The 23,867-nt window shown below is 65.3% G+C and carries 24 protein-coding genes; 9 read left to right on the forward strand and 15 right to left on the reverse strand.

Annotated elements, in window-relative coordinates; all coding sequences use genetic code 11:
• Positions 1-2: 2 nt before the first annotated feature.
• The 4 genes from BLS66_RS13565 to BLS66_RS13580 form a co-directional block, all read right to left on the reverse strand.
• Positions 3-836 carry an abortive infection family protein gene (locus BLS66_RS13565; protein WP_074726088.1) on the reverse strand — a complete coding sequence of 278 codons (834 nt, stop codon included), beginning with the start codon at positions 834-836 and terminating at the stop codon, positions 3-5.
• Between the two features lie 11 nt (positions 837-847).
• Positions 848-1,120, reverse strand: a complete 273-nt coding sequence (locus BLS66_RS20770; RefSeq protein WP_167357710.1) for a hypothetical protein — start codon at positions 1,118-1,120, stop codon at positions 848-850.
• 36 nt (positions 1,121-1,156) lie between these two features.
• Complete coding sequence (locus BLS66_RS13575; protein ID WP_143025168.1) at positions 1,157-2,170, reverse strand: hypothetical protein; 1,014 nt, start codon at positions 2,168-2,170, stop codon at positions 1,157-1,159.
• 366 nt (positions 2,171-2,536) lie between these two features.
• Positions 2,537-2,953, reverse strand: a complete 417-nt coding sequence (locus BLS66_RS13580) for a hypothetical protein (RefSeq protein WP_074726091.1) — start codon at positions 2,951-2,953, stop codon at positions 2,537-2,539.
• Between the two features lie 203 nt (positions 2,954-3,156).
• Here BLS66_RS13580 and BLS66_RS13590 point away from each other — a divergent pair, with 203 nt between their 5' ends.
• The gene (locus tag BLS66_RS13590; RefSeq protein WP_057493804.1) at positions 3,157-3,603 is read left to right on the forward strand and encodes a hypothetical protein; all 447 of its coding nucleotides are present in this window, start codon (positions 3,157-3,159) and stop codon (positions 3,601-3,603) included.
• A gap of 27 nt (positions 3,604-3,630) precedes the next feature.
• On the forward strand, positions 3,631-4,077 hold the full coding sequence (locus BLS66_RS13595; protein WP_074726092.1) for a hypothetical protein: 447 nt from the start codon (positions 3,631-3,633) through the stop codon (positions 4,075-4,077).
• On the opposite strand, the gene BLS66_RS13600 is transcribed toward BLS66_RS13595, so the two are convergent.
• Positions 4,074-4,868, reverse strand: coding sequence for a hypothetical protein (locus tag BLS66_RS13600; RefSeq protein WP_057493806.1), 795 nt, complete (start codon positions 4,866-4,868; stop codon positions 4,074-4,076). The two genes, BLS66_RS13595 and BLS66_RS13600, sit on opposite strands and share 4 nt — an antisense overlap.
• A gap of 274 nt (positions 4,869-5,142) precedes the next feature.
• Between BLS66_RS13600 and BLS66_RS13605 the strand changes: the two genes are divergently transcribed.
• The 3 genes from BLS66_RS13605 (at position 5,143) to BLS66_RS13615 (ending at position 8,830) form a co-directional block, all read left to right on the forward strand.
• On the forward strand, positions 5,143-7,164 hold the full coding sequence (locus BLS66_RS13605; RefSeq protein WP_074726093.1) for an esterase/lipase family protein: 2,022 nt from the start codon (positions 5,143-5,145) through the stop codon (positions 7,162-7,164).
• 84 nt (positions 7,165-7,248) lie between these two features.
• On the forward strand, positions 7,249-8,121 hold the full coding sequence (hchA, locus tag BLS66_RS13610) for a glyoxalase III HchA (protein WP_074726094.1): 873 nt from the start codon (positions 7,249-7,251) through the stop codon (positions 8,119-8,121).
• A gap of 4 nt (positions 8,122-8,125) precedes the next feature.
• Positions 8,126-8,830, forward strand: a complete 705-nt coding sequence (locus BLS66_RS13615; protein WP_074726095.1) for a PA1136 family autoinducer-binding transcriptional regulator — start codon at positions 8,126-8,128, stop codon at positions 8,828-8,830.
• Between the two features lie 20 nt (positions 8,831-8,850).
• Here BLS66_RS13615 and BLS66_RS13620 read toward each other — a convergent pair whose 3' ends face one another.
• Positions 8,851-10,107: a cytochrome P450 gene (locus tag BLS66_RS13620; protein ID WP_244152996.1), complete on the reverse strand. Its 1,257-nt coding sequence runs from the start codon at positions 10,105-10,107 to the stop codon at positions 8,851-8,853.
• A 374-nt stretch (positions 10,108-10,481) separates the two neighbouring features.
• On the opposite strand from BLS66_RS13620, the gene BLS66_RS13625 reads away from it, so the two are divergent.
• Entirely contained in the window at positions 10,482-11,339 is an 858-nt protein-coding gene (locus tag BLS66_RS13625; protein ID WP_049470325.1) for an endonuclease/exonuclease/phosphatase family protein, read from the forward strand.
• 19 nt (positions 11,340-11,358) lie between these two features.
• Here the strand turns inward: BLS66_RS13625 and BLS66_RS13630 are convergent, their stop codons facing one another.
• Positions 11,359-11,622, reverse strand: coding sequence for a hypothetical protein (locus BLS66_RS13630; RefSeq protein ID WP_049470327.1), 264 nt, complete (start codon positions 11,620-11,622; stop codon positions 11,359-11,361).
• 141 nt (positions 11,623-11,763) lie between these two features.
• Between BLS66_RS13630 and BLS66_RS13635 the strand changes: the two genes are divergently transcribed.
• Positions 11,764-12,141 carry a VOC family protein gene (locus BLS66_RS13635; RefSeq protein WP_074726096.1) on the forward strand — a complete coding sequence of 126 codons (378 nt, stop codon included), beginning with the start codon at positions 11,764-11,766 and terminating at the stop codon, positions 12,139-12,141.
• Positions 12,142-12,182: 41 nt separating this feature from the next.
• On the opposite strand, the gene BLS66_RS13640 is transcribed toward BLS66_RS13635, so the two are convergent.
• The 6 genes from BLS66_RS13640 to BLS66_RS13665 form a co-directional block, all read right to left on the reverse strand.
• A complete protein-coding gene (locus BLS66_RS13640) occupies positions 12,183-13,604 on the reverse strand; it encodes an efflux transporter outer membrane subunit (protein WP_049470332.1) in 1,422 nt (473 codons plus the stop codon).
• Positions 13,598-14,335 carry an SDR family oxidoreductase gene (locus tag BLS66_RS13645; RefSeq protein WP_074726097.1) on the reverse strand — a complete coding sequence of 246 codons (738 nt, stop codon included), beginning with the start codon at positions 14,333-14,335 and terminating at the stop codon, positions 13,598-13,600. The genes BLS66_RS13640 and BLS66_RS13645 overlap by 7 nt, the downstream gene beginning before the upstream one ends.
• Positions 14,336-14,398: 63 nt before the next feature.
• Complete coding sequence (locus BLS66_RS13650; RefSeq protein WP_074726098.1) at positions 14,399-17,569, reverse strand: efflux RND transporter permease subunit; 3,171 nt, start codon at positions 17,567-17,569, stop codon at positions 14,399-14,401.
• 127 nt (positions 17,570-17,696) lie between these two features.
• Entirely contained in the window at positions 17,697-18,920 is a 1,224-nt protein-coding gene (locus BLS66_RS13655; protein WP_074726099.1) for an efflux RND transporter periplasmic adaptor subunit, read from the reverse strand.
• Between the two features lie 91 nt (positions 18,921-19,011).
• Positions 19,012-19,782 carry an SDR family NAD(P)-dependent oxidoreductase gene (locus tag BLS66_RS13660; RefSeq protein WP_049470344.1) on the reverse strand — a complete coding sequence of 257 codons (771 nt, stop codon included), beginning with the start codon at positions 19,780-19,782 and terminating at the stop codon, positions 19,012-19,014.
• Positions 19,779-20,006 (reverse strand): hypothetical protein, encoded by a 228-nt coding sequence (locus BLS66_RS13665; RefSeq protein WP_049470347.1) that lies wholly within the window; start codon positions 20,004-20,006, stop codon positions 19,779-19,781. Before BLS66_RS13665 ends, BLS66_RS13660 begins: the two co-directional genes overlap by 4 nt.
• Positions 20,007-20,153: 147 nt before the next feature.
• Between BLS66_RS13665 and BLS66_RS13670 the strand changes: the two genes are divergently transcribed.
• On the forward strand, positions 20,154-21,185 hold the full coding sequence (locus BLS66_RS13670; RefSeq protein ID WP_005416157.1) for a LysR family transcriptional regulator: 1,032 nt from the start codon (positions 20,154-20,156) through the stop codon (positions 21,183-21,185).
• 32 nt (positions 21,186-21,217) lie between these two features.
• On the opposite strand, the gene BLS66_RS13675 is transcribed toward BLS66_RS13670, so the two are convergent.
• Complete coding sequence (locus BLS66_RS13675; protein WP_049470353.1) at positions 21,218-22,108, reverse strand: LysR family transcriptional regulator; 891 nt, start codon at positions 22,106-22,108, stop codon at positions 21,218-21,220.
• 119 nt (positions 22,109-22,227) lie between these two features.
• On the opposite strand from BLS66_RS13675, the gene BLS66_RS13680 reads away from it, so the two are divergent.
• Positions 22,228-22,953 carry an SDR family oxidoreductase gene (locus BLS66_RS13680; protein WP_049470357.1) on the forward strand — a complete coding sequence of 242 codons (726 nt, stop codon included), beginning with the start codon at positions 22,228-22,230 and terminating at the stop codon, positions 22,951-22,953.
• A gap of 211 nt (positions 22,954-23,164) precedes the next feature.
• Here the strand turns inward: BLS66_RS13680 and BLS66_RS13685 are convergent, their stop codons facing one another.
• Positions 23,165-23,860 (reverse strand): YiaD family glycine zipper/OmpA-like lipoprotein, encoded by a 696-nt coding sequence (locus tag BLS66_RS13685; protein ID WP_005416156.1) that lies wholly within the window; start codon positions 23,858-23,860, stop codon positions 23,165-23,167.
• Between the last annotated feature and the right edge of the window lie 7 nt (positions 23,861-23,867).

The following is a 23,867-nucleotide window of genomic DNA, read 5'->3' on the forward strand; positions in this document are numbered from 1 at the left end:
CCCTAAGCCTTCAGCCTACTTGTACCGCTCTTCTTGCGTTCCTTCCAGGTCTCCACAACAAACAAGCACAGTGAGTGCGCGGAGTGGACAACTAGTCGAGCATGGCGCGGAGCGACCTTATACGTGCGCTTGTGCTGCCCGTGGGCACTACCCGCATGAGTCCGGAAGGCGCCGATGCCATCAATGATCGAGCTAAGCCCCGCGAGAACTCGCTTGAGGTCATCATCTTCCAGCTGCTCAGGCGACAGTTTGAGGTGCTTGGCGACCACTACCCAAAGCGGCTTGACGGTCTGATTTGAAGGTAGCTCAAGGCCTTCCGTCGCGATGTAGTGCTTGCACAACGCCTCAACAATCGCACATGCCGCCGTAACCGCTGCGGCTGGGTCGGATTCAATGAACCTGACGGCGCGCTCGAACTCCTCTTCAACTTCCGAGACAGAGAACTCCTTTAGCGCTTCGCCGAACGCCTTGCTCGGAGCAGTGACCGAGTGCGCCCCCAGAATGCGGCCACCGAAACCGTAAGACAGCTGGTAGCGTGCAAGGGCCTCAGTGATCCGCTTACGAGCGTTGAGCTTCTTCTCTGGCTCCCAAGACGGGACCTCGCCATCCATGATGTCTTCGATGAGGTTGCCCAGAATGGAGAAGGACCTAGATACGTCCTCCCTACCCTCTCTGATCAGCCAATTCGTCACCTTATCGACGCAGTTGCCTTCCGGAACGTCCCCGGAAGCGCCTGCTTCATACAGCATCGTTTCCAAGCGTCGATGACTGTAGTAGTAGGAACCCACAACGTCACCGACTGTTATCGCGAGCGGCTTAGGGAACTCTTTCAACATAGCAACCCCTGTCAGTAGGCGGTTGGCGTCGAAGACAACGCCGCCTGTCCGTAGAGCATGAATACACTCCCCAGCGCGTAGATGATCCAGCCGAACAAGGGCCGCACGAAGCCGATAAGAATCAGCCCGAAGAGCATCGGGATCGCTGTGATTCCCAGGTGGTAGGCCCAAGTAGAGGGGATCGTGCCTAGAGATGCTGGCGACTGCTCGAACCGAACCAGCAGACCGAACGACAGCCATGCAAGCCACGGCCCGACGACAAGAAGAGCGAGTCCGTGCAGCACTCTAGTGCGCATTCTGATCTTTGTGAGCGGCACGAATCAGAACTCCTCTTCCGCAGACGGTCCCTCTTCCTCGGCTGGTGGTGCCATCGCTTCGGCAATCTTGCGGTCCATCTCGTTCGCGAAGGCCAGAACCTGAGCCGAAAGAGTCGAGATCGCATCGACTGTTACAGCGTGCTCAACGCCATCGACCGTCTGGCCGCTTCGATGAACTATGTCGTGACGGATCTTGATTGCCTCGGTGAACCCCTCCACGCTAGGGATACGAATTTTGAAGGCGAACTGGTATAGCGAGGCGACCTTGTCCCAGCGATGCCACACCGTCGTCTGCATGTGGGAACGAATTTTCGTTCTTGCAAACCCAATTGGATCGCTGATATCCAAAACGGTATGCAGCTTCACATCTTCATTTCGGAAGTGGGGGTGATCAGTTATCAAGCGCCTTACCACGTCCTCGTCGTGATCAACCCAGTAGACAAGGGTCTCCCACAGAAATGTCTCCAGAGAACTGATGACCGATGCGAACACCAAATTTCTCGCAGTCACCTCTGCGAACGCATCACCACCTAAGCCCAAGACCGCATTGATATCACCTAAGCGGCCTTCCAATCTGACGGTTGGCTCGTTCCGATCATCAACGAAAACATCCTCATCAGGTCTGTAGTAGGTGAGCTGAGTGGGGGCCCAATCCGGCCCCTGGTCAGACACGAGTTCGTCAGCGACTGCCTCAATCAGACCTTCATCAACCAGTCCTTCGAAGCGGCTGAAGAGCTGGTCGTGAGCATCATAAGGGCCTCCATTCACATAGAAGTAGTCCCCCATGTCGCTGCTATACGGGGTCTCCATGGCGGGATCGCAGTAGCGTTGCAAGAACCACCGACGCATCGCGTTGGCAATTTGATCGTTCGTCGCCTGCATCGATCCAAGCCAATCGTTGTTGACCTCGTGCGTCAGCAGGTCAGAGAAAGCCTCATCAGGAGCAGTTCGGGCGAGCTTGGCCGCCCTAGCTTGCTCCAATGCCTCTCGAACCCGTGGAGGAATCTGAGTGCTCACATAGCGTCCTTGCAGATGTCTTGGCGTGGTTCTCAGTATCGCCGATGCCCAAGGCTTGCGCTGCGCCGCCCAACCAAATTAGGATCATGTATCGTTCAAGGTATCGTCGCGCTAACGGTCGCCACCCCAATATTATGAGTGGAATCAGTGAGTTACAGGTCTTTTGAGACCTCTCCGCCCACCTCCACCATTTGCCGGTCCAGTCGGGACCAAAACGAAGCCGGAACCCGAGGAAATCAAGGGTCTCCGGCTTTTTTTTGTCCAATGTTGCCCAGGCTCCCATTGCAGGCCGTACGACCTCGGGGGCACATCCAGCGCTTGGAATGCGTCGCCTAGAAGTACTGCAAATCTTAGAGGAGCGACAGCCTATTGCCGCTCCATCGTTGGCCGTCCACCGGCAGGCCAGGCGATGCGATAGGCCAGGACATCGCCAGCAGCGACCGTCAAGTTCTGGAACGTTGAGACGTTCTGGCAAAGACCGCCACCGGCCTCAAGCTTAAGAAAGTAGGTTCCAGGCACCACGTGCATGCTGACCGATTCGCCTGGCTTCAACGCAACGACCTTCTGGTTGTCTATCAGGATGTCGAACGAGCAGCCACCGCCAGCAAACCCTTTATCACGAGTCACGTTGATGGCTGCCGAGCGATCGGGACTGCTTTCAAGGTAACTGGCGTCGTACAACCGACCGGCTGACACAGCCTTCGCTGTCCCCGGGGCTACTGCCGTTGAGGAACATCCGGTGGCAAGCAGGACCAAGAACCCCAGAGCCGAAATCTTCTTCATGCGTCCTCCCTGTAGGCCTGCGAGTCTACCCGGCCGACAAGTTCAAGGAAAATCTGCCCGTCCGAGGCAAGAAGCCGGATCCCGTTACGACCGGGGTTCCGGCCATCTTCGTCCCTGCAAGCCTGGAAGGCTGTAACTCCAGCCCCTTTTAATTGCATCATTCCGGCCATCGAGACCCCGATCTCCGCCAAGGAAGAACTGTGATGAAGAAGCTGCTCATCCCTGCCCTGCTGATTGCCGGATTGTCCGGCTGCATGCCGACCAAGCAGGCGTCGCCCGAGCAGATCAAGGACGCTCCGGCCGCGCGCATTTTCCCGATCGATGCCCAGGGTGAACCCACGGGCACCATCACGGTCACCCGCGATGTCGGATTCGTAGGCAGCGGCTGCTACATGGGCGTCATGGTCGACGGCAAGATGGCCGCACATCTCGACCCCGCCGAGCGCCTGTCCCTTGTCCTGGCCGAGGGGCGCCACGTACTGACCGCCACGCCTGTCCAGGGGCGGGGCCTGTGCGGCGTGCTGCAATCGGAGAAGACCAACAACTCCCGCCGGCGCTCGACCGAAATCAACGTCCGCGCCGGTGCCACGCAGGCGTATCGCCTCTACTCCTCCGCTGAAGAGTTCCCGGTAATCGAACCGGCGTTCTGATTCCTGCTCCCATCAGAATGATCTGCCATGAAAGCTGCCCTCACGGTTTCCCTGCTCCTCACCACCCTCGCCGCAGCCTCAGCCACGCATGCCGCGGCACCGGCCATCGCGCCGCCCGGCACCGCCACGCTGGAAGCCCTCCTGGCCTGCAAGCCCGGCTCGAATTTCAGTGCGGCCGACGCCATCGATGCGCTGCAGGCGGCCGGCCTGGCCAAGAAGCCAGCTGGCACGTTCGAGCCGGAGGACAAGCCGGTCGCGCTGTCTGGCGGCACGGTCACCGGTGCCGATGTAAACGTGGCCGAGGTCAACGAGCATGCCAACACCGAAGAGCCGTCGTACGTGAAGCGCATCGACAAGCGCCACACCCCGCATGTGATCGCAGGCGACGACTACGAGGGCTATTGGGCAGCGGTGAAGTGCCAGAACAGGCAGCAATGGGGTGACCTGCACTGCAGCCAACGACGCTGGCTCTAGTGTGCCAGCGGCACGGTGGCTACGATGGCACCAGTCTTCTTGTTCTGCACCGAAACAGCAATCAACCGCGCAGGGAACAACGTCTGTTGATCTACACTTTCGAACGGGCTGCTGAGCAAGGGCGGTATTCGGCGGCGAGCGGCAAGCACGTAAGGCTCCATCAGCTCGATCTGGTAGACCAACGAGGTGTTGAAATTCAGCGATCGCGCCAGCTCCGGGCTGGCATCGAGCACCAACCGCAACGCGTCTCCGGTATTTATGACCTCTCCGCTGGAGGCTAATGCGTCTATATCCTTTTGGGAGAACGCGATGTTGACCGTCTGGAGTACCGTTTTCTCCACCATGGCCCCGGCCCCGAATGCGTTTTCGGCCCGATATTTCTCGCGCTTCAGAATTTTCCGAGTAAGCGGCAATGCATAGAAGATCCTGCTGTCGCTTTGGGCAGCTGTGACGTTCAGCGGCTTGTTGATGAGATACACGGTCAGGCGCTGCTGGTCTGCATCGTATAACGTGGTGACCGCCGAATCCTCCCTGAAACAGGTCATGCCGTTGGCAATCGGACTCGTCTGCAGCACCTTGTCCGCGCGCTGCTGGTAGGCGGCATTGCTCTCGAACTCATCCTTGGGACCCAGTGACGCTGCAAGCATATCGGTGACAGACAGGACATTTCCCTGTAACCGTATCGAACCAACACCCTCGAGCTGCAGGTCACATATTTCCCGCGATCTGTTGTCGGCCGCAGAACACGTGAACGCAGCGGTGATGGCGATGGTGAGCAGAATGCAGCGCATGGATATCCCCCTGAATGGTGGAGCACATTATCAGGGCAAACGGCTCCGCGGCATCGTAGCGTCTGTGTGCGCAGACTGCTCGACCCGGCCAGCGCTAGCCCGTCGCGCGGCCCTGGTGTAACAACCACGGTAGCGCCCCCCATTCACCCCAGTGTTACACGGAAGTGCCTGAATCGACGTCCTGGCGGCAGTCTCATGCCCCAAACCGACCGTCCGGGATATTCCGCTTTGACAGACCGCCCGCTAGAGTGGCGCCACCGCGCAGGAGGATCGCATGGCTACCACGGGCTTGGGCTTGATCGGCCGCACGACCCTCATCATCACCGTGCTGCTCACCCTGGGCGGCTGCGCGACGCTGCGCCAGTTCGGGCCGTCGGTGCAGGTCGCTTCGGTCACGCCCGGCCAGTACATCGCGCTCAAGCGCGGTGACATCCTCACCTCCGGCAAGCTCAGCGCGGCGACCACCGAGACCCTGCGCGTGGCCGGGCTCGATGAGGGGGCCTGTGCCAAGCCCGGCCTTCCCTGCATCGAGGCGATGGAAGGCAGCATCGTGGTGCGCGAGGAAGACAAGCGCTCCAGTCTGGCCGAGCTGTGGCTGCAGTATGCGATGACCCTGCCGGCGCCGAAGCGCGAATACTCCGCGTCAGGCCGGGCCAAGACTGCAATCACCGAGCTGGATGCCGACTTCCAGCCGCGCCTGGACGCGTGGATGCAGGTCGCGCGCCAGGCCTATGCCTATCTGTTCTTCACCGAGCGCACCGCCAACCAGCGGGGGTTCGAGGACCGCCAGACCCAGGTGCGCGACTACTACAACCTGGCGGTGCAGGAGGCTTCGGTGCAGCTGTACGATGCCTATGCCACCGGGCGCGTGCACAACACGGCCAACCACCTCCGGCTGGGCCGCTGGACCTTCGTGCTGGCCCCTTCAGACGAAGCATCGGCGCTGGACCAGCGCACCCCCAGCGAGCTGGTACCTGCCGCCTCGCTGTCGTTCACCGGCACGCTGCGCAGCGTGCATCGCCGCGATGGCTTCGGTGCCGAGCTGGTGGCGGTGATGGACGACCCGGCCGGCAGCACGACTACTCCGCCTCCGGCGGCGGCGCAGGCGGCGCAGGCAGGACGTTCTGCCACGCAGAGCTGGAGCGAGATGCCTTCGCCATCGATGACGGTGCTGCTGCGCTTCTCGGGAAAGAACCTGTGGGAAGTGCTGCATGACGACGAGCCGGAACTGGAGATCCACGATCCCTACCAGGTCTCGGAAGTGACCCTGCACGGCCAGCAGGTGCCGCTGGCAGCCAATTTCACCGCCGGCTACGCGCTGTGGCTGGCCCGCTCCAACTTCAGCCGCCAGTCGTTGCGCACGCTGTTCGGTGGCAAGGGCGGCATCGACACGCCGCATCTGTACATGATGCAGCCCTACGACCCGAACCGTCGCGTGCTGCTGATGATCCATGGCCTGGCCAGCAGTCCGGAAGCGTGGGTCAACGTGGCCAACGAACTGCTGCGCGACGACGAGATCCGCCAGGCGTTCCAGGTCTGGCAGTTCTATTACCCCACCAACATGCCCATCGCGATGAGCCACGATGCGATGCGCCACACGCTGGCCGAGGTGTTCAGGCACTTCGACCCCAGCGGCAAGGCGCAGGCCTCGCATGACATGGTCCTGGTCGGGCACAGCATGGGGGGAGTGATCGCACGGTTGATGGTCTCCTCCTCGGGTGACCACCTGGTCGATACCCTGCTGGCCACCGCGCAGATGACGCCTGCCCAGCGCGAGCTGCTGCGCACCAAGGGCGCACCGGTGCTGACCTTCCTGCCGGAGCCGGAAGTATCGCGGGTGGTGTTCATCGCCACCCCGCATCGCGGCACCGACGTGGCCGGCACCCGCCTCGGCCGCTGGATCGGCCGCCTGGTCCGGCTGCCGCTGACCGTGCTGGAAGACGTGGCGACGCTGGCCAACGACGGCCAGATCGACCGCACCGATGGCAAGCACGGCTACCAGATGAACAGCATCCAGAATCTGGACAAGGATGACCCGTTCGTCCGGGCCGTAACCGACCTGCCGATGTCTCCCAGGGTGCACTACCACTCCATCATCGCCCGCGCCAAGGCCGACGGCCCGCTGGAAAAGACCGATGACGGGCTGGTGCCCTACTGGAGCTCGCACCTGCCGCATGCGGATTCGGAGAAGGTGATCGTGTCCGGGCACAGCGTGCAGGAAGCCACGCCGGCCATCGTTGAACTGCGCAGGATCCTGCATGAGGACATGCAGCAGCACCGGACGCCGCTGAAGTAGCAGGGCCCGATTGAGGGGAATCCCTCATCGTGGCTGCGCGCGCGGCCTTTTATGCTGGGTCCACTTTCCCCCACGGAGGTCCGCATGCACACGCAAGAGCCCAGCCGCCAGCCCAGCCCCGATCCGGCCGAGCGCGATGCCTTCTTCCCGTCGCCGTACTCGCTGTCGCAGTTCACATCGCCCCAGAGCAACCTGTCCGGGGCCGAGTACCCGGATGCACGCCGCGACGGCCGCTGGAAGGTGCTGATGATCGCTGCCGATGAGCGTTACCTGCCGACCGCCAATGGCCACCTGTTCTCCACCGGCAACCACCCCGTGGAAACCTTGCTGCCGATGTACCACCTGGACAAGGCCGGCTTCGGGATCGACGTGGCAACGCTGTCCGGCAACCCCGTCAAGTTCGAATGGTGGGCCTTCCCGCGCGAGGACCGCGAGATCGGCGCACTGTACGAACGCTACGAGGCGCGCTTCCGCCAGCCGTTGCAGCTGGACGCGGTGGTGGCCGGCCTGGGAGCCGATTCGGACTATGCCGCCGTGTTCATTCCCGGTGGCCATGGCGCACTGATCGGCCTTCCGGAGAGCGCAGCAGTGAAGGCCGCGCTGCACTGGGCCATGGCCGCGCAGCGCCACATCATCACCCTTTGCCATGGACCGGCGGCGCTGCTGGCGGCGGGCGTCAACGAAGCTGAAGGCAGCTCGCTGTTCCGTGGCTACCGCATCTGCGCGTTCCCCGACGCGATGGACCGGCAGACGCCGGAGATCGGCTACATGCCGGGGCAGCTGCGTTGGTTCTTCGGTGAGCGGCTGGCGCAGCAGGGCGTGCAGATCGTCAATGAGGGCATCGATGGCAGCGTGCTGCAGGATCGGCTGCTGCTGACCGGCGACAGTCCGCTGGCGGGCAACGCGCTGGGCAAGCTGGCCGCGCGTACGCTGCTGGACGCGTTGGTCGGGCGCTGAGCCAGTGCCCGCGCTGGTGTCCGCGTTGCTGGAACTGGAACAGGCGCGCTCACTGGCCGCGGTGGGCGGCGTGCTGCGCCGCGCCGCCTCACCCTTGGGCTACGACCGCCTGCTGGTGTTCGCCACCGGCACCGGCCTGGAACGCGGCGCACAGCGCGTGTACTGGATCGAAGGGGACTGGTTCGACGACGGCAGCGCTACCGGGCTCGCCCGCTACCTCCACGCCTGCCCGGTCAACCGCCATGTACTGGACAGCACGGCGCCGTTCTTCTGGAGCAAGCGCCAGGGCGTGCGCGGCGAACGCTATCTGGTGGTGAAGCAGCCGCGCGGCGATGGCCTGCATGGGCTGCAGGTTCCGGTGTTCGGCCCGACCGGTCTGGAAGGCGCGGTCAGCTTCGCCGGCACCTCGATTGATGCGTCCGCCAGCGCGCGCGTGCTGCTGGACATGGTCGGCACGTCCGCCTTCCGTGCGGCGCGGCGTCTGGCCGAAGCGCCTGCGCAGGTTCCCGCGGGCACCTTGAGCGCGCGCGAACGTGAAGTGCTGCGCTGGGTCGCGGCCGGGCGGCGCCAGGCGGACATCGCGGCCACACTGGGGCTGTCTGCGCGCACGGTGGAGAACCACCTGCGTCGAGCGCGGCAACGGCTGGGTGTGGCCACCACCGCGCAGGCGGTGCGCGCGGCCGCCCGCCGAGGCGAGATCGACGACTGAGCCCCGCGCGGTGGCCACCGTCATGCGCGCCGCGGCGTCAACGTACCGATGAAGTCGACCGGGATGGCAAAGCCCTCCAGCTGCATCCAGGGTGCTGGCACCTCCTGCACCGACAACTCGAAATCGCGGGTCACCAGCGCGCAGAACAGCAGCAGCTGGGCATGGCCGACCGCGCTGCCGATGCAGGCACGCGATGAGAATCCGAACGGGACATAGGCGCCCTTGTTGGCCTGGCGGCGCTCGGGCAACCAGCGATCCGGATCGAAGCTGTCCGGGTTCTGCCAGTACTCCGGCGAATGATGCTGGAAGTAGGACGACAGCTCGTATGCCCCACCCTTGCGGATGCAGACACCCTCGATGTCGATATCGTGCGAGGCGGGACGATGCAGGGCGAACAGTCCCGGCCACAGCCGCAGAGTTTCCTTGACGAAACGCGACGTGCACGGCAGGGACTTGATCGGCAGTGCATACAGCTGCTCCAGGCTCAGCGCCGAGGTTTCCTCGCGAATGCGCGCATGCCAGTGCGGAAAACGGTGCATCGCGTAGAGCAGGCTGGCGGCAGTGATACCGGGCAGGCCCGACATGCCGGCCAGCACCATCGACACCAGATAGGCCACCCGGTCCACCCCGACCCGTTCTACCAGCGGCAGCAGCGATTGCAGGAAGTCCTCGCGCGGCGCACTCTCCCGCGCACGGCGCCGGATGTGCCGTGACACGGTGCGCGCCGCGCGGCGGGAAAGGTGGAAGTCGATGATCCGCCGCCAGAATGAGAAGTTCTGCAGCACGATGGCGTTGTAGCGGGTCTTCTGTTCGCCGATGAGTGCTTCGACGTCGGCGCGGCTGAGGCCATCGATCAGCAGCGGCAACAGCGACTGCGAGATCGTCCACCAGCTCAGTTCGCTGAGGTCATGCGCACGATCAGCACGCTGGGCGAGAAAGCCGTGCATGCGCGCGTAGAGATCGCGCATGTGCCCGGCACTGGCGAGGCGTCCGGCCTGTTCGCTCAGCAGTCCACGCACCTCACGCCATGCGACCGGGTCGCGGGCACGGCGCAGGCCAAGATAGTCAATCAGCGAATCCGGTACCGTGTGCCGGTCGGTGTTGGCCTTGTCGACCCTGACCGCCAGGGCCGGATCAAAGATGCCGACAACATCATTGTTGAAGCGCAGGACCGGCCCTTCGCGGCGCACGCGATCGAGCAGATCGTCGATGGAAACCACTTCCGCATCCGCTGCACGCTCATCCATGCCCTGCCCCCCGATGCCAGGGAAGATCATCGACCTTCCCTGGCGATGTCATCGAATATGTGGCGTCCTTCCGGTCAGAAGATGTTCCAGTAGCGATACTTGGAACGGATGCACTGGGTGGAATTGTCCGAACGCAGGTTCAGCGACACCTGCAGGGCGCGAATCAATCGTGTCATGGCACAGCTCCTTGTGGTTCCGTTGTGGGTTTGCTGCTGCGATGCCGGGTTCAATGGCCGGCACGGCCGTTCTAGCACGCAGGCCCGGTCTGACGGGTCAATGCGCCGTCAAGGCCAGGCTGAATACGCCCCATTCCCGACAGATGCCGCCAGCGCGTGCACAGCCATCCACTGGCGATCCGTGCGATGCTCCGTGAAACCGTTTTCATGGAATGGAGGGATTCCACGATGTTGTCGCGTTTCCGTCGCCCCGCGCTCTCTGCGCTGCTGGCGCTTGCCCTGCCTCTCACCAGCGCCTGGGCGGCTGCCCCCGCGCCGTTGAAGGTGATGTCGTTCAATGTGCGCACCCCGGCCGATACCGAACCCGGCAAGCGCTGGCCTGACCGCCGCGACGCGATGGTGAAGGTCATCCTCGATGCACACCCCGCAGTGATCGGCACGCAGGAACTGGTGCAGGAGCAGGCCGACTACCTGGCCGGGCACCTGCCCGGCTATCGCTGGTTCGGCGAGGGCCGCCGCGGGGGCAGCGGTGACGAGCACATGGGTGTGTTCTACGACAGCAATGTGCTGGCAATCGAGCAATCAGGCAACTTCTGGCTGTCCGACACACCGGACGTGCCGGGCAGCATCACCTGGGGCAACCTGTATCCGCGCATGGTGACCTGGGCGCTGTTCCGCCGCATCGACGACGGCCGCCGCTTCTACTTCATGAACACCCACCTGCCCTACCGCGACGAAGACGAACCGCGGCGGGTCAAGGGTGCCGAACTGATCGGCACGCGCGTGGCCAAGCTGCCGGCCGATCTGCCCGTCGTGCTGACCGGTGACTTCAACAGCGAACCCGGCGGCGACACCTACAAGGCGTTCACCCGCGTGCTGCAGGACACCCGAACCCAGGTGAAGGCCCCGCAGGGCCCGCGGCTGACCTTCCACGATTTCACCGGCAAGGCCACCGTGCAGCTGGACTGGGTGCTGGTGCGCGGCTTCCATGCGCGCAGCTTCCTGACCGACGACCGACGCGTCGATGGCGTGCTGCCGTCGGACCACTTCCCGCTGGTGGTCGAGCTGGACTGGCCCAAGCACTGAGCAGCCACGGCAGCCGCCGTTACAGCGGTGGCTGCCGCGACAGCAGGCGATACAGCGCCTGATGCTGGTCGCGCGCCTGGCAGATGCGGGCGCCGATCGCCAGGAACACGGCCACACCGATCAGGCCCAGCCCGAGCATCGAATCCTGCAGGCGCAGGAAACCGACCGCAGCGGCCATCGTCGCCAGCACCAGCAGCACCACGACCGCCACCGACAACCCGGCACCGGGTGGGCCCGGATCGCCGAACAACATTCGTTGGGTATCCCGCCATCCGTCCGCCATTGCTTGTCCTCCCAGGTGCCTGACCCACTAGTTACACGGCGCGACGCCGTTTCGGCAGAGTCAGAAACGTCACGGACGTGAAGATGTCCACGCGGGGCACCGCGCTACCCTGCCGCATCCCCCTGGACCGCGGAGCAGGACATGGCACACCAGAGCCGGCTGGCCGGATTCATCATCGACTGCCAGGACATGCCCGCCGACGAGGCTGCCCGCTTCTGGGCCGCCGCGCTGGGCCTGCAGGCGCAGGCGGCACGTGCCGAAGACGGCGCCGAGTACGCCGACCTGCTGGGCGCGCCGGCAGGCTTGGACGTGGAGGTGCAACGCGTCGATCACCCGTCACGGGTGCACCTAGACATCGAGAGCGACGACATCGATGCCGAGGCCGACCGCCTGGAAAAACTCGGCGCCCGTCGCATCGGCTTCGTCAAACGCTGGTGGGTGATGGAAGCGCCCAGCGGCCATCGATTCTGCGTCGTGCGCATGCGCGACCGCGCGGTGCCGGCCAACCAGTGGCCCTGAAAGAAGAAAGGGACGGAAGCCAGCGCTTCCGTCCCCCGGGTCTACTGCAGTTGCGCCACGCTGGGCGGCTGCGGTGATTGCCCCCAGCCCCCCAGTGCCTTGTAGACGCCCACCACGCTGACGTTGACTTCGGCCTCGGCCGCCGCCAGGGCATCGTCGGCGGCCAGCTGCGTGCGCTGCGCGTCGAGCAGGGTCAGGAAGTCCTCCGAGCCCTCGCGGTAGCGGATCTGTGCCAGCGATTCGGCACGCCGTGCCGCCTGCGCCTGCTCGACCACGATCGCCAACCGTGCCTGCTGCTTGGAATAGCGGGTCAGCGCGTTCTCGGTGTCCTCCAGGGCGAGCAGTACCGCCTGTTCGTACTGCGCGGCCACGCCTTCGGCTTCAGCCTTGCTGGCACGCAGGCGCGCACGCACGGTACCGAAGTCGAACGCTGCCCAGCTCAGCGACGGGGTCAGCGACCAGGCCTTGTTGTTGCCGTTGACCAGGCCGCTGGCATCGCCCCCCAGGAAGCCGACGAAACCGGACAGCGACAGCCGCGGGAACAGATCGGCGGTGGCCACGCCCACGCGCGCGGTGGCGGCCGCCAGGCGCCGCTCGGCCACGCGCACGTCGGCGCGCTGGCGCAGCAGTTCGCGGGTGTCACCCAGCGGCAATGCCTTGGCGAAGGCCGGCACGTCGTGCGGCGCAAGCATGTCGGTCAGTACTTCCGGACGCTGTCCCAGCAGCACGGCCAGCCGGTTGCGCGACTGTGTCTCGGCCACTTCCAGCAGCGGGATGTCGGCCTCGATCGCCTTCAGGCGCGCGCGGCTGCTCTGCACGTCCAGCTCGCTGCCGGCGCCCAGTTCCCAGCGCGCCTCGGTCAGCTTCTGCGTATCGCGCAGGTTCTCCAGCGTGTGCTGGGCCACGGCGATGCGCTTCTGCGTCCCACGCAGCTCGAAGTAGTTGCGTGCCACTTCGGCGGCGACCAGTACCTGCGCGTCGGCCAGGTTGGCCTGCTCGGCACCGAGGTCTGCACGCGCGGCTTCGGCGGCACGGCGCTTGCGGCCGAACAGATCCAGCTCCCAGCCGGCATCGAAGCCGAGCTGGTAGCTTTCACTGAACACCCGCTGCCCACCCAGCTGCGGATCGGGCTGCTTGCGGCGGTCGTAGCTGCCGCCTGCGGTGATGTGCGGGGCCTGGTCAAGGCGGCTTTCGACGAACACCGCGCGGGCCTGGCTGACGCGGGCCACGGCCACGCGCAGGTCCAGGTTGTCCGACAGGGCACCATGGACCAGCTGCTCCAGCACCGGATCATCGAACTGCGCCCACCAGCTGGCGACCGGCGAGGCCGTGCTGAAGACCGGCTGCTGTGCACCCTGCAGGACCACCGGTTCCTGCACCGGGGCCTTGTAGTTCGGGCCGACGCTGACACAGCCCGCCAGCACCAGGCTGGAGACGGCCATCGCCAACGTGCGGATCACCATGGCAGCACCTCGCCCAGGTAGGTGAAGCTGCCGCTGGCACCGGATTCACCGATCAGCGCCATTTCCACGCTGGAACGCGCGCCTTCGCTGATTTCGATCTCGCCGTTGCCGCCGTTCATGTCGGTCTTTACGTAACCCGGATGCACGGTGTTGACCTTGATCGGCGTGTTGCGCAGCTCATAGGCCAGGCTCAGGGTCCAGCTGTTCACTGCGGCCTTGGACGCGTTGTATGCCGGAATCTTGAAGTCGTAAATGCCCGAGGAGGGATCCGCGTGCAGGGTCTGCGAGCCGAGCATGCTGGACACATTGACGATGCGTCCGGACTTGGACTGCTTGACCAGCGGCAGGAATGCCTGGGTTACCGCGACCAGCGCATAGACGTTGGTGTCGAAGGTGCGCTTCCAGGTGTCCAGCGACTGCTCGGACGGCGCCTGCGCCGGGTTCTCGATCATGATGCCGGCATTGTTGACCAGGATGTCGAGGCGACCGTGGCGCTGGCGCACCTGCTCGACCGCTTCGGCGATGCTGACCGCGTCGGTCACGTCCAGCTGCAGGGCTTCGACCGGCAGGCCTTCAGCCTGCAGCTTCAGGGCCAGCTCCACCGCGGTATCGCGCTTGCGACCGGCCAGCAGCGTGTGCACGCCGGCCTCTGCCAGCTGGCGCACGGTTTCCAGGCCGATGCCACGGGTGGCGCCGGTCACCAGCGCGATCTTGTTCTGATGGGTGTTCATGGATGCATGCCTTGTCTGTGGGGAGAGTGGCCGCCGGCCAACGACCGGCGGCGGAGTTCCGTATCAGTGGTGGATGGTCGGTTCGCCGTGCTGCACCAGCTGGCCGCCACCGTTGCGGGTAACCAGCTTGCGCAGCGCCACGTAGAACACCGGGGTGAGGAACAGGCCGAACAGGGTCACGCCCAGCATGCCGGCGAACACGGTAATGCCGGTCACCGAGCGCACCTCGGCGCCTGCACCGTGCGACAGCACCAGCGGTACGGTGCCGGCGATGAACGCGATGGAGGTCATCACGATCGGGCGCAGGCGCAGGCGGCAGGCTTCCAGCGCGGCTTCAACGATGCCCTTGCCGCCCATCTCCAGCTCTCTGGCGAATTCGACGATCAGGATCGCGTTTTTGCACGCCAGGCCCATCAGCACCACCAGGCCGACCTGCACGAACACGTTGTTGTCACCGCCGGTCAACCACACGCCGAACAGCGCAGACAGCAGGGTCATCGGCACGATCAGGATCACCGCCAGCGGCAGCGACCAGCTTTCGTACAGCGCGGCCAGCACCAGGAAGGCCAGCATGATCGCCACCGGGAACACGATGAACGCGGCCTTGCCCTGCGTGGCCTGCTGGTAGCTCAGGTCGGTCCATTCGGTGGCCATGCCCACCGGCAGTACCTTGCCGGCGATCTCGGTCAGCTTGTTCATCGCCTCGGCCGACGACAGCAGGCGCGGATCGGCTTCACCGGCCAGGTCAGCGGCCGGATAGCCATTGAAGCGCAGCACCGGGTCCGGGCCGAAGGTCTGCTTGATGGTGACCATCGAACCGATCGGCACCATCTCGCCGCGGTCGTTGCGGGTACGCAGCTTGCCGATGTCCTCGACCGTCTCGCGGAACGGACCGTCAGCCTGGGCGATCACCTGCCAGGTACGGCCGAACTGGTTGAAGTCGTTGACGTAGGCCGAACCCAGGTAGGTCTGCAGGGTGTCGAACAGCTCGGTGAGCTGCACGCCCTGTGCCTTGGCCTTGACGCGGTCGACCTCGGCATCCAGCTGCGGCACGTTGGCCTGGTAGCTGGAAATCGGGAAGGCCATGCCCGGCGTCTGCGCCACGGTGCCCTGCATCGCCTGCACGGCGTTCTGCAGCGCGCCGTAACCCAGGTTGCCACGGTCCTCGATGAACATCTGGTAGCCGTTGCCGTTGCCCAGGCCGAGGATCGGCGGCGGCATCATCGCGAACGCGAAGCCTTCCTGCAGGCCGGCGATCTTCTGGTTGATCTCGGCGTTGATCTGCGCGGCGGTGCGGCCATGGCGCTCGGCGAACGGCTTGAGCGGGATGAACGCCACACCGGTGTTCGGCGTGTTGGTGAACTGCAGCGCGTTCAGACCGGGGAACGAGATGGTGTGGGCGACGCCATCGGTTTCCTGGGCGATCTTGGCGACCCTGCGCAGCATTTCATCGGTGCGTGCGATCGACGAACCTTCCGGCAGCTTCACACCCGCAATCAGGTACAGCTTGTCCTGGGTCGGGATGAAGCCCGGCGGCACCAGCTTGAAGATCACGCCCGTACCGACCAGCAGGATCGCGTAGACCACGAATACCGCGCCACGACGGCCGAGGATGCGGGCCACGCCACGCTCGTACTTCTCCGAGCTGGACTTGAAGAAGCGGTTGAACGGACGGAACACCCAGCCGAACAGGCGGTCGATCAGGCGGCTCGGGCCGTCCTTCGGTGCGCCGTGGGCCTTCAGCAGGCGTGCGGCCAGGGCCGGCGACAGGGTCAGCGAGTTGATCGCCGAGATCACCGTGGAGATGGCGATGGTGACGGCGAACTGCTTGTAGAACTGGCCGGTGACCCCGGACAGGAACGCCATCGGCACGAACACGGCACACAGCACCAGCGCGATCGCCACGATCGGGCCGGACACTTCACGCATGGCCTGGTGGGCCGCAGCGGTGGGCGACAGGCCTTCTTCGATGTTGCGCTCGACGTTCTCCACCACCACGATCGCGTCGTCGACCACGATGCCGATCGCCAGCACCAGGCCGAACAGGCTCAGCGTGTTGATCGAGAAGCCCAGCAGGTACAGCGCGGCGAAGGTACCCACCACCGACACCGGCACCGCGATCAACGGGATGATCGACGCGCGCCAGGTCTGCAGGAACAGGATCACCACCAGCACCACCAGCGCGATCGCTTCCAGCAGCGTGGAGACCACGGCCTTGATCGAGTCACGCACGAAGATGGTGGTGTCATACACCGCTTCGTACTTCACGTCGGCCGGCATGGTCTTCTGCATCTCGTCCATCGTCGAGATGACCTTGTCGCGGATTTCCAGCGCGTTGGCGCCCGGCGACTGGAAGATACCGATACCGACTGCGTTCTTGCCATCCAGCTGCGAGCGCAGGGTGTAGTCACCGGCACCCAGTTCAAGGCGGGCCACGTCGGCCAGGCGCACGATCTCGCCATCGGTGCCGCTCTTGAGCACGATGTCGCCGAATTCCTTTTCGGTCTTCAGCCGGCCCTGGGCGTTGATCAGGGTCAGGAACTTGCTGTCCGGCAGCGGTTCGGCGCCAAGCTGGCCGGCCGAGACCTGCACGTTCTGCTCGCGCATGGCGTGCACCACGTCGCTGGCGGTCAGGCCGCGCGAGGCCACCTTGTCCGGGTCCAGCCAGGCACGCATGGCGTAGTCGCCGCCACCGAAGATCTGCGCGTCACCCACGCCCGGAATGCGCGCCAGCGCATCCTTGACGTGCAGGCGGGCGTAGTTGCGCAGGTACAGGGTGTCGTACTTGCCTTGCGGCGAGGTCAGGTGCACCACCATCAGGAAGGTGGGCGACTGCTTCTGCGTGGTCACGCCCTGCCGGCGCACGTCCTCGGGCAGGCGTGCCTGGGCCTGGGCCACGCGGTTCTGCACCTTCACCGCCGCCGCGTCCGGGTCGGTGCCCGGGCGGAAGGTGACGGTCATCTGCAGCACGCCGTCCGAGCCGGCAACCGACTTCAGGTACATCATGCCTTCGACGCCGTTGATCGCCTCTTCAAGCGGCGTGGCGACGGTCTCGGCAATGACCTTGGGATTGGCGCCCGGATAGACCGTGCGCACGACCACCGACGGCGGCACCACTTCGGGGTACTCGCTGATCGGCAGGATCGGAATCGTGATCAGGCCTGCGGCGAAGATCACGATCGACAGCACCGCCGCGAAGATCGGCCTGTCGATGAAGAAACGGGAAAAGTCCATGGAGGAATTCCTGGGAAAGGCGTCCGGCGGGCAACAGCCACCCTGCCCCTCGCCGGGATGACGAAGGCAGGAAAGGCTGCCGCTGGCGCCGGCAGCTAAGCGGAGACGCGGATCAGGAGCCGGCGGATCAGTGGTTCAGCGCAGCGGTTGCATCGCGGCCCGGTGCCGCCGCCGACTGTGGCTGCATCGCCACGGTCCTGGCCTGCACCGGCATGCCCGGCATGAAGACCTTCTGCACGCCGTCGATGATCACCTTGTCACCGGCGGCAAGGCCGTGCTCGACGATACGCAGGCCATCGGCGGTGCGGCCGAGCTGGATGTCGCGGCGCTGGGCCTTGCCATCCTTGTCGACCACGTAGACGTACTTGCGGTCCTGGTCGGTCAGCACGGCCTTGTCATCGATCAGCATGGCCTGGAACTGGCCGCTGCCGAGCAGCTGCACGCGGGCGAACAGGCCCGGCGTGAACTGGCGGTCGGCGTTGTCCAGCAGCGCACGGACGCGGATGGTGCCGGTGCTGCGGGCCACCTGGTTGTCGAGGAAGTCGACCTTGCCCGCATGCGGGTAGCCCTCTTCCCCGGACAGGCCGACCTTCACCGGCAGCGCGCTGTCACGCTCACTCGGGCGCTCGCCCTTGCGTGCCATCTGTGCATAGCGCAGGAAGGTGCTTTCGTCGGCATCGAAGTAGACGAACACGGTATCCAGCGAGACCAGCGTGGTCAGCACGCTGGCGCTGTCGCCGGCAGTGACCAGGTTGCCGGCGGTGACCATCGCGCGGCCGGCGCGGCCGTCGATCGGTGCACGCACCTTGGTGAACTCCAGGTTGAGGCGGGCGGCATCCAGCGCCGCCTGCGCGGCCTGCACGGCGGCCCCGGACTGGTCGGCCGCGGCACGACGCTGCTCAGCGGTCTCGGTGGAGATCGCCTGCTGCTCGGACAACCGCTTGGCGCGCTCGGACTCGCTGCGCGCCAGCGTGGCCTGGGTGCGGGCGCGGGCCAGCTCGGCGGCGGCGCGATCGTACTCGGCCTGGTAGCTGCGCGCGTCGATGGTGAAGAGCACTTCGCCCTTCTTCACTTCCTGGCCTTCGACATAGTTGACCTTGTCGATGTAACCGGACACGCGCGGGCGCAGTTCAACGCTCTGCACCGCTTCGACGCGACCGCTGAACTCGTCCCATTGGCTGACCTGCTTGACCAGCACCGGTGCCGCGCTGACCTGCGGCGGCGGCGGCGCACCGGCTTCTTCGGCATGGCCGCCGCTGCAGGCCGCAAGCACGGCCGCGGCGAGGATCGACACGCCGACCATCGCGATGCGATGGCCGAAACGATGTGGGGTGGTATTGGGGGAAGTCATGGCATGCATCCGTACGGAGGGGTGGTACAGCAATATGAGAACGTGTTGCAAAAATCAGCGGCGCATCCTGCGACCTCAACCGTGGTCGAGGTCAAGCAACACCTGCGGTATCGCGCCACGAAGGGGGAACGTCCAGGTGCAGCAGCCCGCGTGGCAGTTCGGCATCGCTGCTGTCACAGCGGACGATGGCGCGGTTGTCGCGACAACCGTCGAGCAGCGAAACCACGCGACGGCCAACCAGCAGCGAGCTCGGCCACTCGATGCAGGCGTTGGCGGCATTGGCCGGGGTACACACCGGGCTGCAGACTTCCAGCATCTGCGCGCGCACGCCCAGTGCCTGGGCTTCCTGGTGGACCACCTGCGCGTACATGCGCAGCGCCGCAGTGGTGATCGAGGTCTCGCCGTAACCGGCCCACGGCTTGGCGCTGGCCGGGCTGCCGATCATCACGTAGCGCCGCGCATGCACGTTGTCCTGCAACAGCGGCAGCAGGTGGCGGACGGCGTGCACGTGCGGCATCAGATCGGCCTGCATCGCGCCCAGAAGTTCATCACCGTTGCGGTCGATCACCCGGCCGCGGCGGTAGGGCCCGCCCATTGCCGCGATCACGGCAGCCAGGGGACGCGGGCGCTGCACGATGCGCCCGGCCAGCGCGCGGGCCGAGCCGTCGTCGCTGAGCGAGCCCAGCATCGTCTCCAGGCCCGGCTCATCGGCGAACTGCTCATGCAGTGCGGCCAGCCGGCCCGGATCGCGACCGACGACCAGCACCGGGCTGCCGGCTTCCAGCAATGCGCCGACCACGCCCTGGCCGACGGCACCGGTGCCGCCGAGGACCAGGACTTCGGGCGTCAGTATCCCATTCACGGGACATTTCCTCCCAAATCCGGGATAGTCCCAATCCGGCGCAGCCGGTCGCCCTTGTGCGGGACCAGGCGGAGGGCACCGCCACGCTGCTGACGCATGGGCGCGGTAAACTCACGGAAGTCCTTGTGCACCAAGGAACTGGGACGTGCTTCGACGGTCATCGCCAGGTCCAGGGCGTTCTGGCCGACGTGCCGGAAGCGGGCAAGAATGTTGCGCAGGCTCATGGCGAGGGGGCTCCATTTCACGAATGGCGCCACGATAGACCTCAAACCTTTACTTGATTAGTCCTGATTAAGGGGAATAATCATCCCGCACCCGGTCCAATCGTTCTGTCACGATTGTCCCATCCCCGACGTCCAGGATCCCCGACCATGTCCCACGATCTCAACGAGACACTGATCTTCGTCAAGGTGGTCGAGCAAGGCAGCTTCATTGCCGCTGCCAAATCGCTCGGCCTGCCCAAGACCACGGTCAGCCGCAAAGTGCAGGAACTGGAAACGCGCCTGGGCGCGCGCCTGCTGCACCGGACGACCCGGCGCCTCGGCCTGACCGAAGCCGGCTCGATCTACCACGAGCATTGCCAGCGCATCGCGCGTGAGCTTGAAGAAGCCGAGAGCGCGGTAAGCCAGCTGCAGTCCGGCCCACGCGGCTGGCTGCGCTTTACCGTGCCCTATTCGATCGGCATCACCTGGATCGCGCCGCTGCTGGGCCAGTTCCACGCGCAGTATCCGGAGATCCGCCTGGACATGCACATGGGCAACGAGAAGCTGGACCTGATTGCCGGCGAAGCAGATCTCGCGTTGCGCGTGGGTGCCCTGCCCGATTCCAACCTGGTCGCGCGCAAGCTTGGCAGCCTGCGCACGCAGGTGTTCGCCAGCCCGGCCTACATCGAACGCTATGGCGAGCCGCTGCATCCGGAAGAACTGCAGTTCCATCGCATCCTGGCAATGCGCAAGCCGTACCACACCGGCAACTCGCCGCGCTTTACCTGGCAGCTGGGCGAGAACGGCGGCGAGCTGCGCGACTTCCCGGTCACCCCGCTGATGACCGCCAACGACATGTCCGCACTGAACGGCGCATTGGTATGCGGCGAGGGCCTGCTGCTGACCGGCGACGTGATGGCCAAGCCGTTCGTTGAATCGGGCATGGTGCGTCGTGTACTGGCCGGCTGGACCGGCCCGGAAGTGGACTTCAACGCGGTGTTCGCCGGCGGCCGCCTGGTCTCGCCGAAGGTGCGTGCGTTCGTCGATTTCCTGGTCGAGAAGCTCAACTTCGACGCCAACTACATGCTGGCGCAGTGCCCGGGTGCGAAGCTGGCGCAGCAGCAGAAGGCGCAGGAAGACGCCGCGCTGGAAAGCAGCGGCAAGCGGATCCTGGAAAAGGTGGCCGCTTCGGCGGCGTAACCGGATCTTGTAGAGTCGAGCAGGACTCGACTCTACCGTTCGGACAGCACGTGCTCCACCAGCGCGCGCAGCTTCGGCTCGGCCTGCCGGCGGCTGGGGTAATACAGGAAAAAGCCCGCAAACCGCGGACAGTATGCTTCCAGCACCGGCACCAGTTCGCCGCGCTGCAGCCAAGGTCGCCAAGTCTCTTCCATGCCGATGGCCAGGCCCGCGCCGGCCAGCGCCAGCCTGAGCATCACCCCCATGTCGTTGCTGGTGATTTCAGGCTGCACATCAACACTGAATTCCCGGCCGCGCTCCTCGAATTCCCAGCGATAGGGCGCTCTGCCGGGCGCGCTGCGCCAGCCGATGCAGCGATGCGCGCCCAGTTCACGCGGGTGGGTCGGCAGCACGTGCGCATCGCGATAGTCCGGCGAGCACACCACCAGCTGGCGCTGCCGCGCCGACACCGGGACCGCGACCATGTCCTGCGCAATGACCTCACCTAGACGCACGCCGGCGTCGAAGCCCGCGCCGACGATGTCGAACGCCTCGTCGGTCACGGTGATGTCCAGCTGCAGCGCCGGGTAGCGTGCTGCGAACGTGGCCAACAGCGGGCCCGCCAGGAACGCTTCGGCGATGGAGGACACGGCAAGCCGCAGCTGCCCGGACACGGCGGCCTGGCGGCGCACGCTGGCCTCCAGCGCATTGCCCAGTTCCGCCAGCGCAGGGCTGACCGAGACCAACAGCGCCTGCCCGGCATCGGTGAGGCTGACGCTGCGCGTCGTGCGCAGCAGCAGGGCAACGCCCAGCGACTGCTCCAGCTTGGTGAGGGTCTGGCTGACCGCAGATCGAGTCACGCCGAGTTGCTGGGCCGCGGCGGTGAAGCTGCGACAGTCGGCCACCCGCTGGAACACGGCCAAAGCGTTGAGATCGACGGACATTGGTTAGCAATTCTGAACAAGGTAATCAGGAATCGCCATCTTATCGCGGCAAGGCGTGCCATCTACCGTGGCTGCACCGGGCACGCCCGGGCATTCCCTACCCCTTCAGAGACACCGCCATGAGCCTTTCCCGAACCATCCTGATCACCGGCGCCTCCAGCGGCATCGGTGCCGGCATCGCCCGCGCCCTCGCACAGCCGGGCGCGCGCCTGGTCCTCGGTGCCCGCCGCGTGGATCGCCTGCAGGCGCTTGCCGACGAACTGCGCCAACAGGGCGCCGAAGTGCGGGTCCACGCGCTCGACGTGACCCAGCGCGCGCAGGTCGATGCCTTCGTCGAAGCCGCGTTGCGGCATTTCGGCTCGATCGACGTGATCGTCAACAACGCCGGCGTGATGCCACTGTCCCTGATGGGCTCGCTGAAGGTGGAGGAATGGGACCGGATGATCGACGTGAACATCCGTGGCGTGCTGTACGGCATCGCTGCCGTGCTGCCCGGCATGATCGCCCAGCGCAGCGGCCAGATCATCAACATCGCCTCGGTCGGCGCACTGTCGGTGGTGCCGACCGCAGCGGTCTACTGCGCGACCAAGTATGCGGTGCGCGCGATTTCCGACGGCCTGCGCCAGGAGCACCGCGAACTGCGGGTGACCTGCATCCATCCTGGCGTGGTGGAAAGCGAACTGGCCGACAGCATCACTGATCCGGCTGCCGCCGAGATGATGGTCGGCTACCGCGCCATTGCGTTGCAGCCCGACGCGATCGGGCGCGCGGTGAGGTTTGCGATCGAGCAGCCGGACGATGTGGATGTGAATGAGATCGTGGTGCGGCCGACGGCGACGGTGTAACGAAGGTCTGGCCGAGTGGCCCTTGCAGAGTCGAGCCGTGGTCGACTGCTCGCATGGTGTCGAGCATGGTTCGACTCTGCAGGCGCCAGAGCACGCGATGCTGCGGCCGAGTGTTCCAGTGTGTGCCGAGCAACGCTCGGCACCTACAGAAAATGCCGCCTGCAAGGGCGGCATTTTCGTTCCGGCTGCGCCGGAACTGTAACGCTGCGCGTTACTGCTTGAGCGGAATCACGCGGATCTCGACGCGGCGGTTCTTGGCGCGGCCAGCATCGGTGCTGTTGTCGGCGATCGGGTAGGCCTTGCCGGCGCCCAGCGTTTCGATACGCACGCTCTGCACGCCCTGGCCGATCAGGTATTGCGCCACCGAGTCGGCGCGTTCCTTCGACAGGCGGTTGTTGACCGCGTCGCTGCCGATGCTGTCGGTGTGGCCCACTACTTCGATCATGGTCTGGTTGTACTCGCGCAGCGTACCGGCCACACCATTGAGCGAGCCGTAGAACTGCGGCTTCAGGGTGGCCTTGCCGAAGTCGAAGGTGATGCCGTCCGGCAGGTTCAGCATGATGTTGTCGCCCTGGCGCTGGACATCGATGCCGGTATTGGCGGTGCGCTCGCGCAGGGCGCGTTCCTGGCGATCCTGGTACTGGCCAACGGCGGCGCCGCTGAGCGCGCCGATACCGGCGCCGATCAGCGCGTGCTGACGACGTTCGGTCGCACTGTCGCCGGTCAGCAGGCCGGCAGCCACGCCGATGGCGGTACCGATCAGCGCGTTGCGGCCGGTCCGGTTCTGCTGCTCGGTCGGGTTGCCGTACTGGTCACTCTGCACGTAGGAGCCGCCGGTGGCGCAGGCCGACAGGACGGCCGCACTCATCAGGGCCAGTGCGACGTTGCGGGTGGTGTTGCGGATCATGGAGTTC

It is taken from the genome of Stenotrophomonas pavanii (assembly GCF_900101175.1).
In the GTDB taxonomy this organism is placed as follows: Bacteria; Pseudomonadota; Gammaproteobacteria; order Xanthomonadales; family Xanthomonadaceae; genus Stenotrophomonas; species Stenotrophomonas pavanii.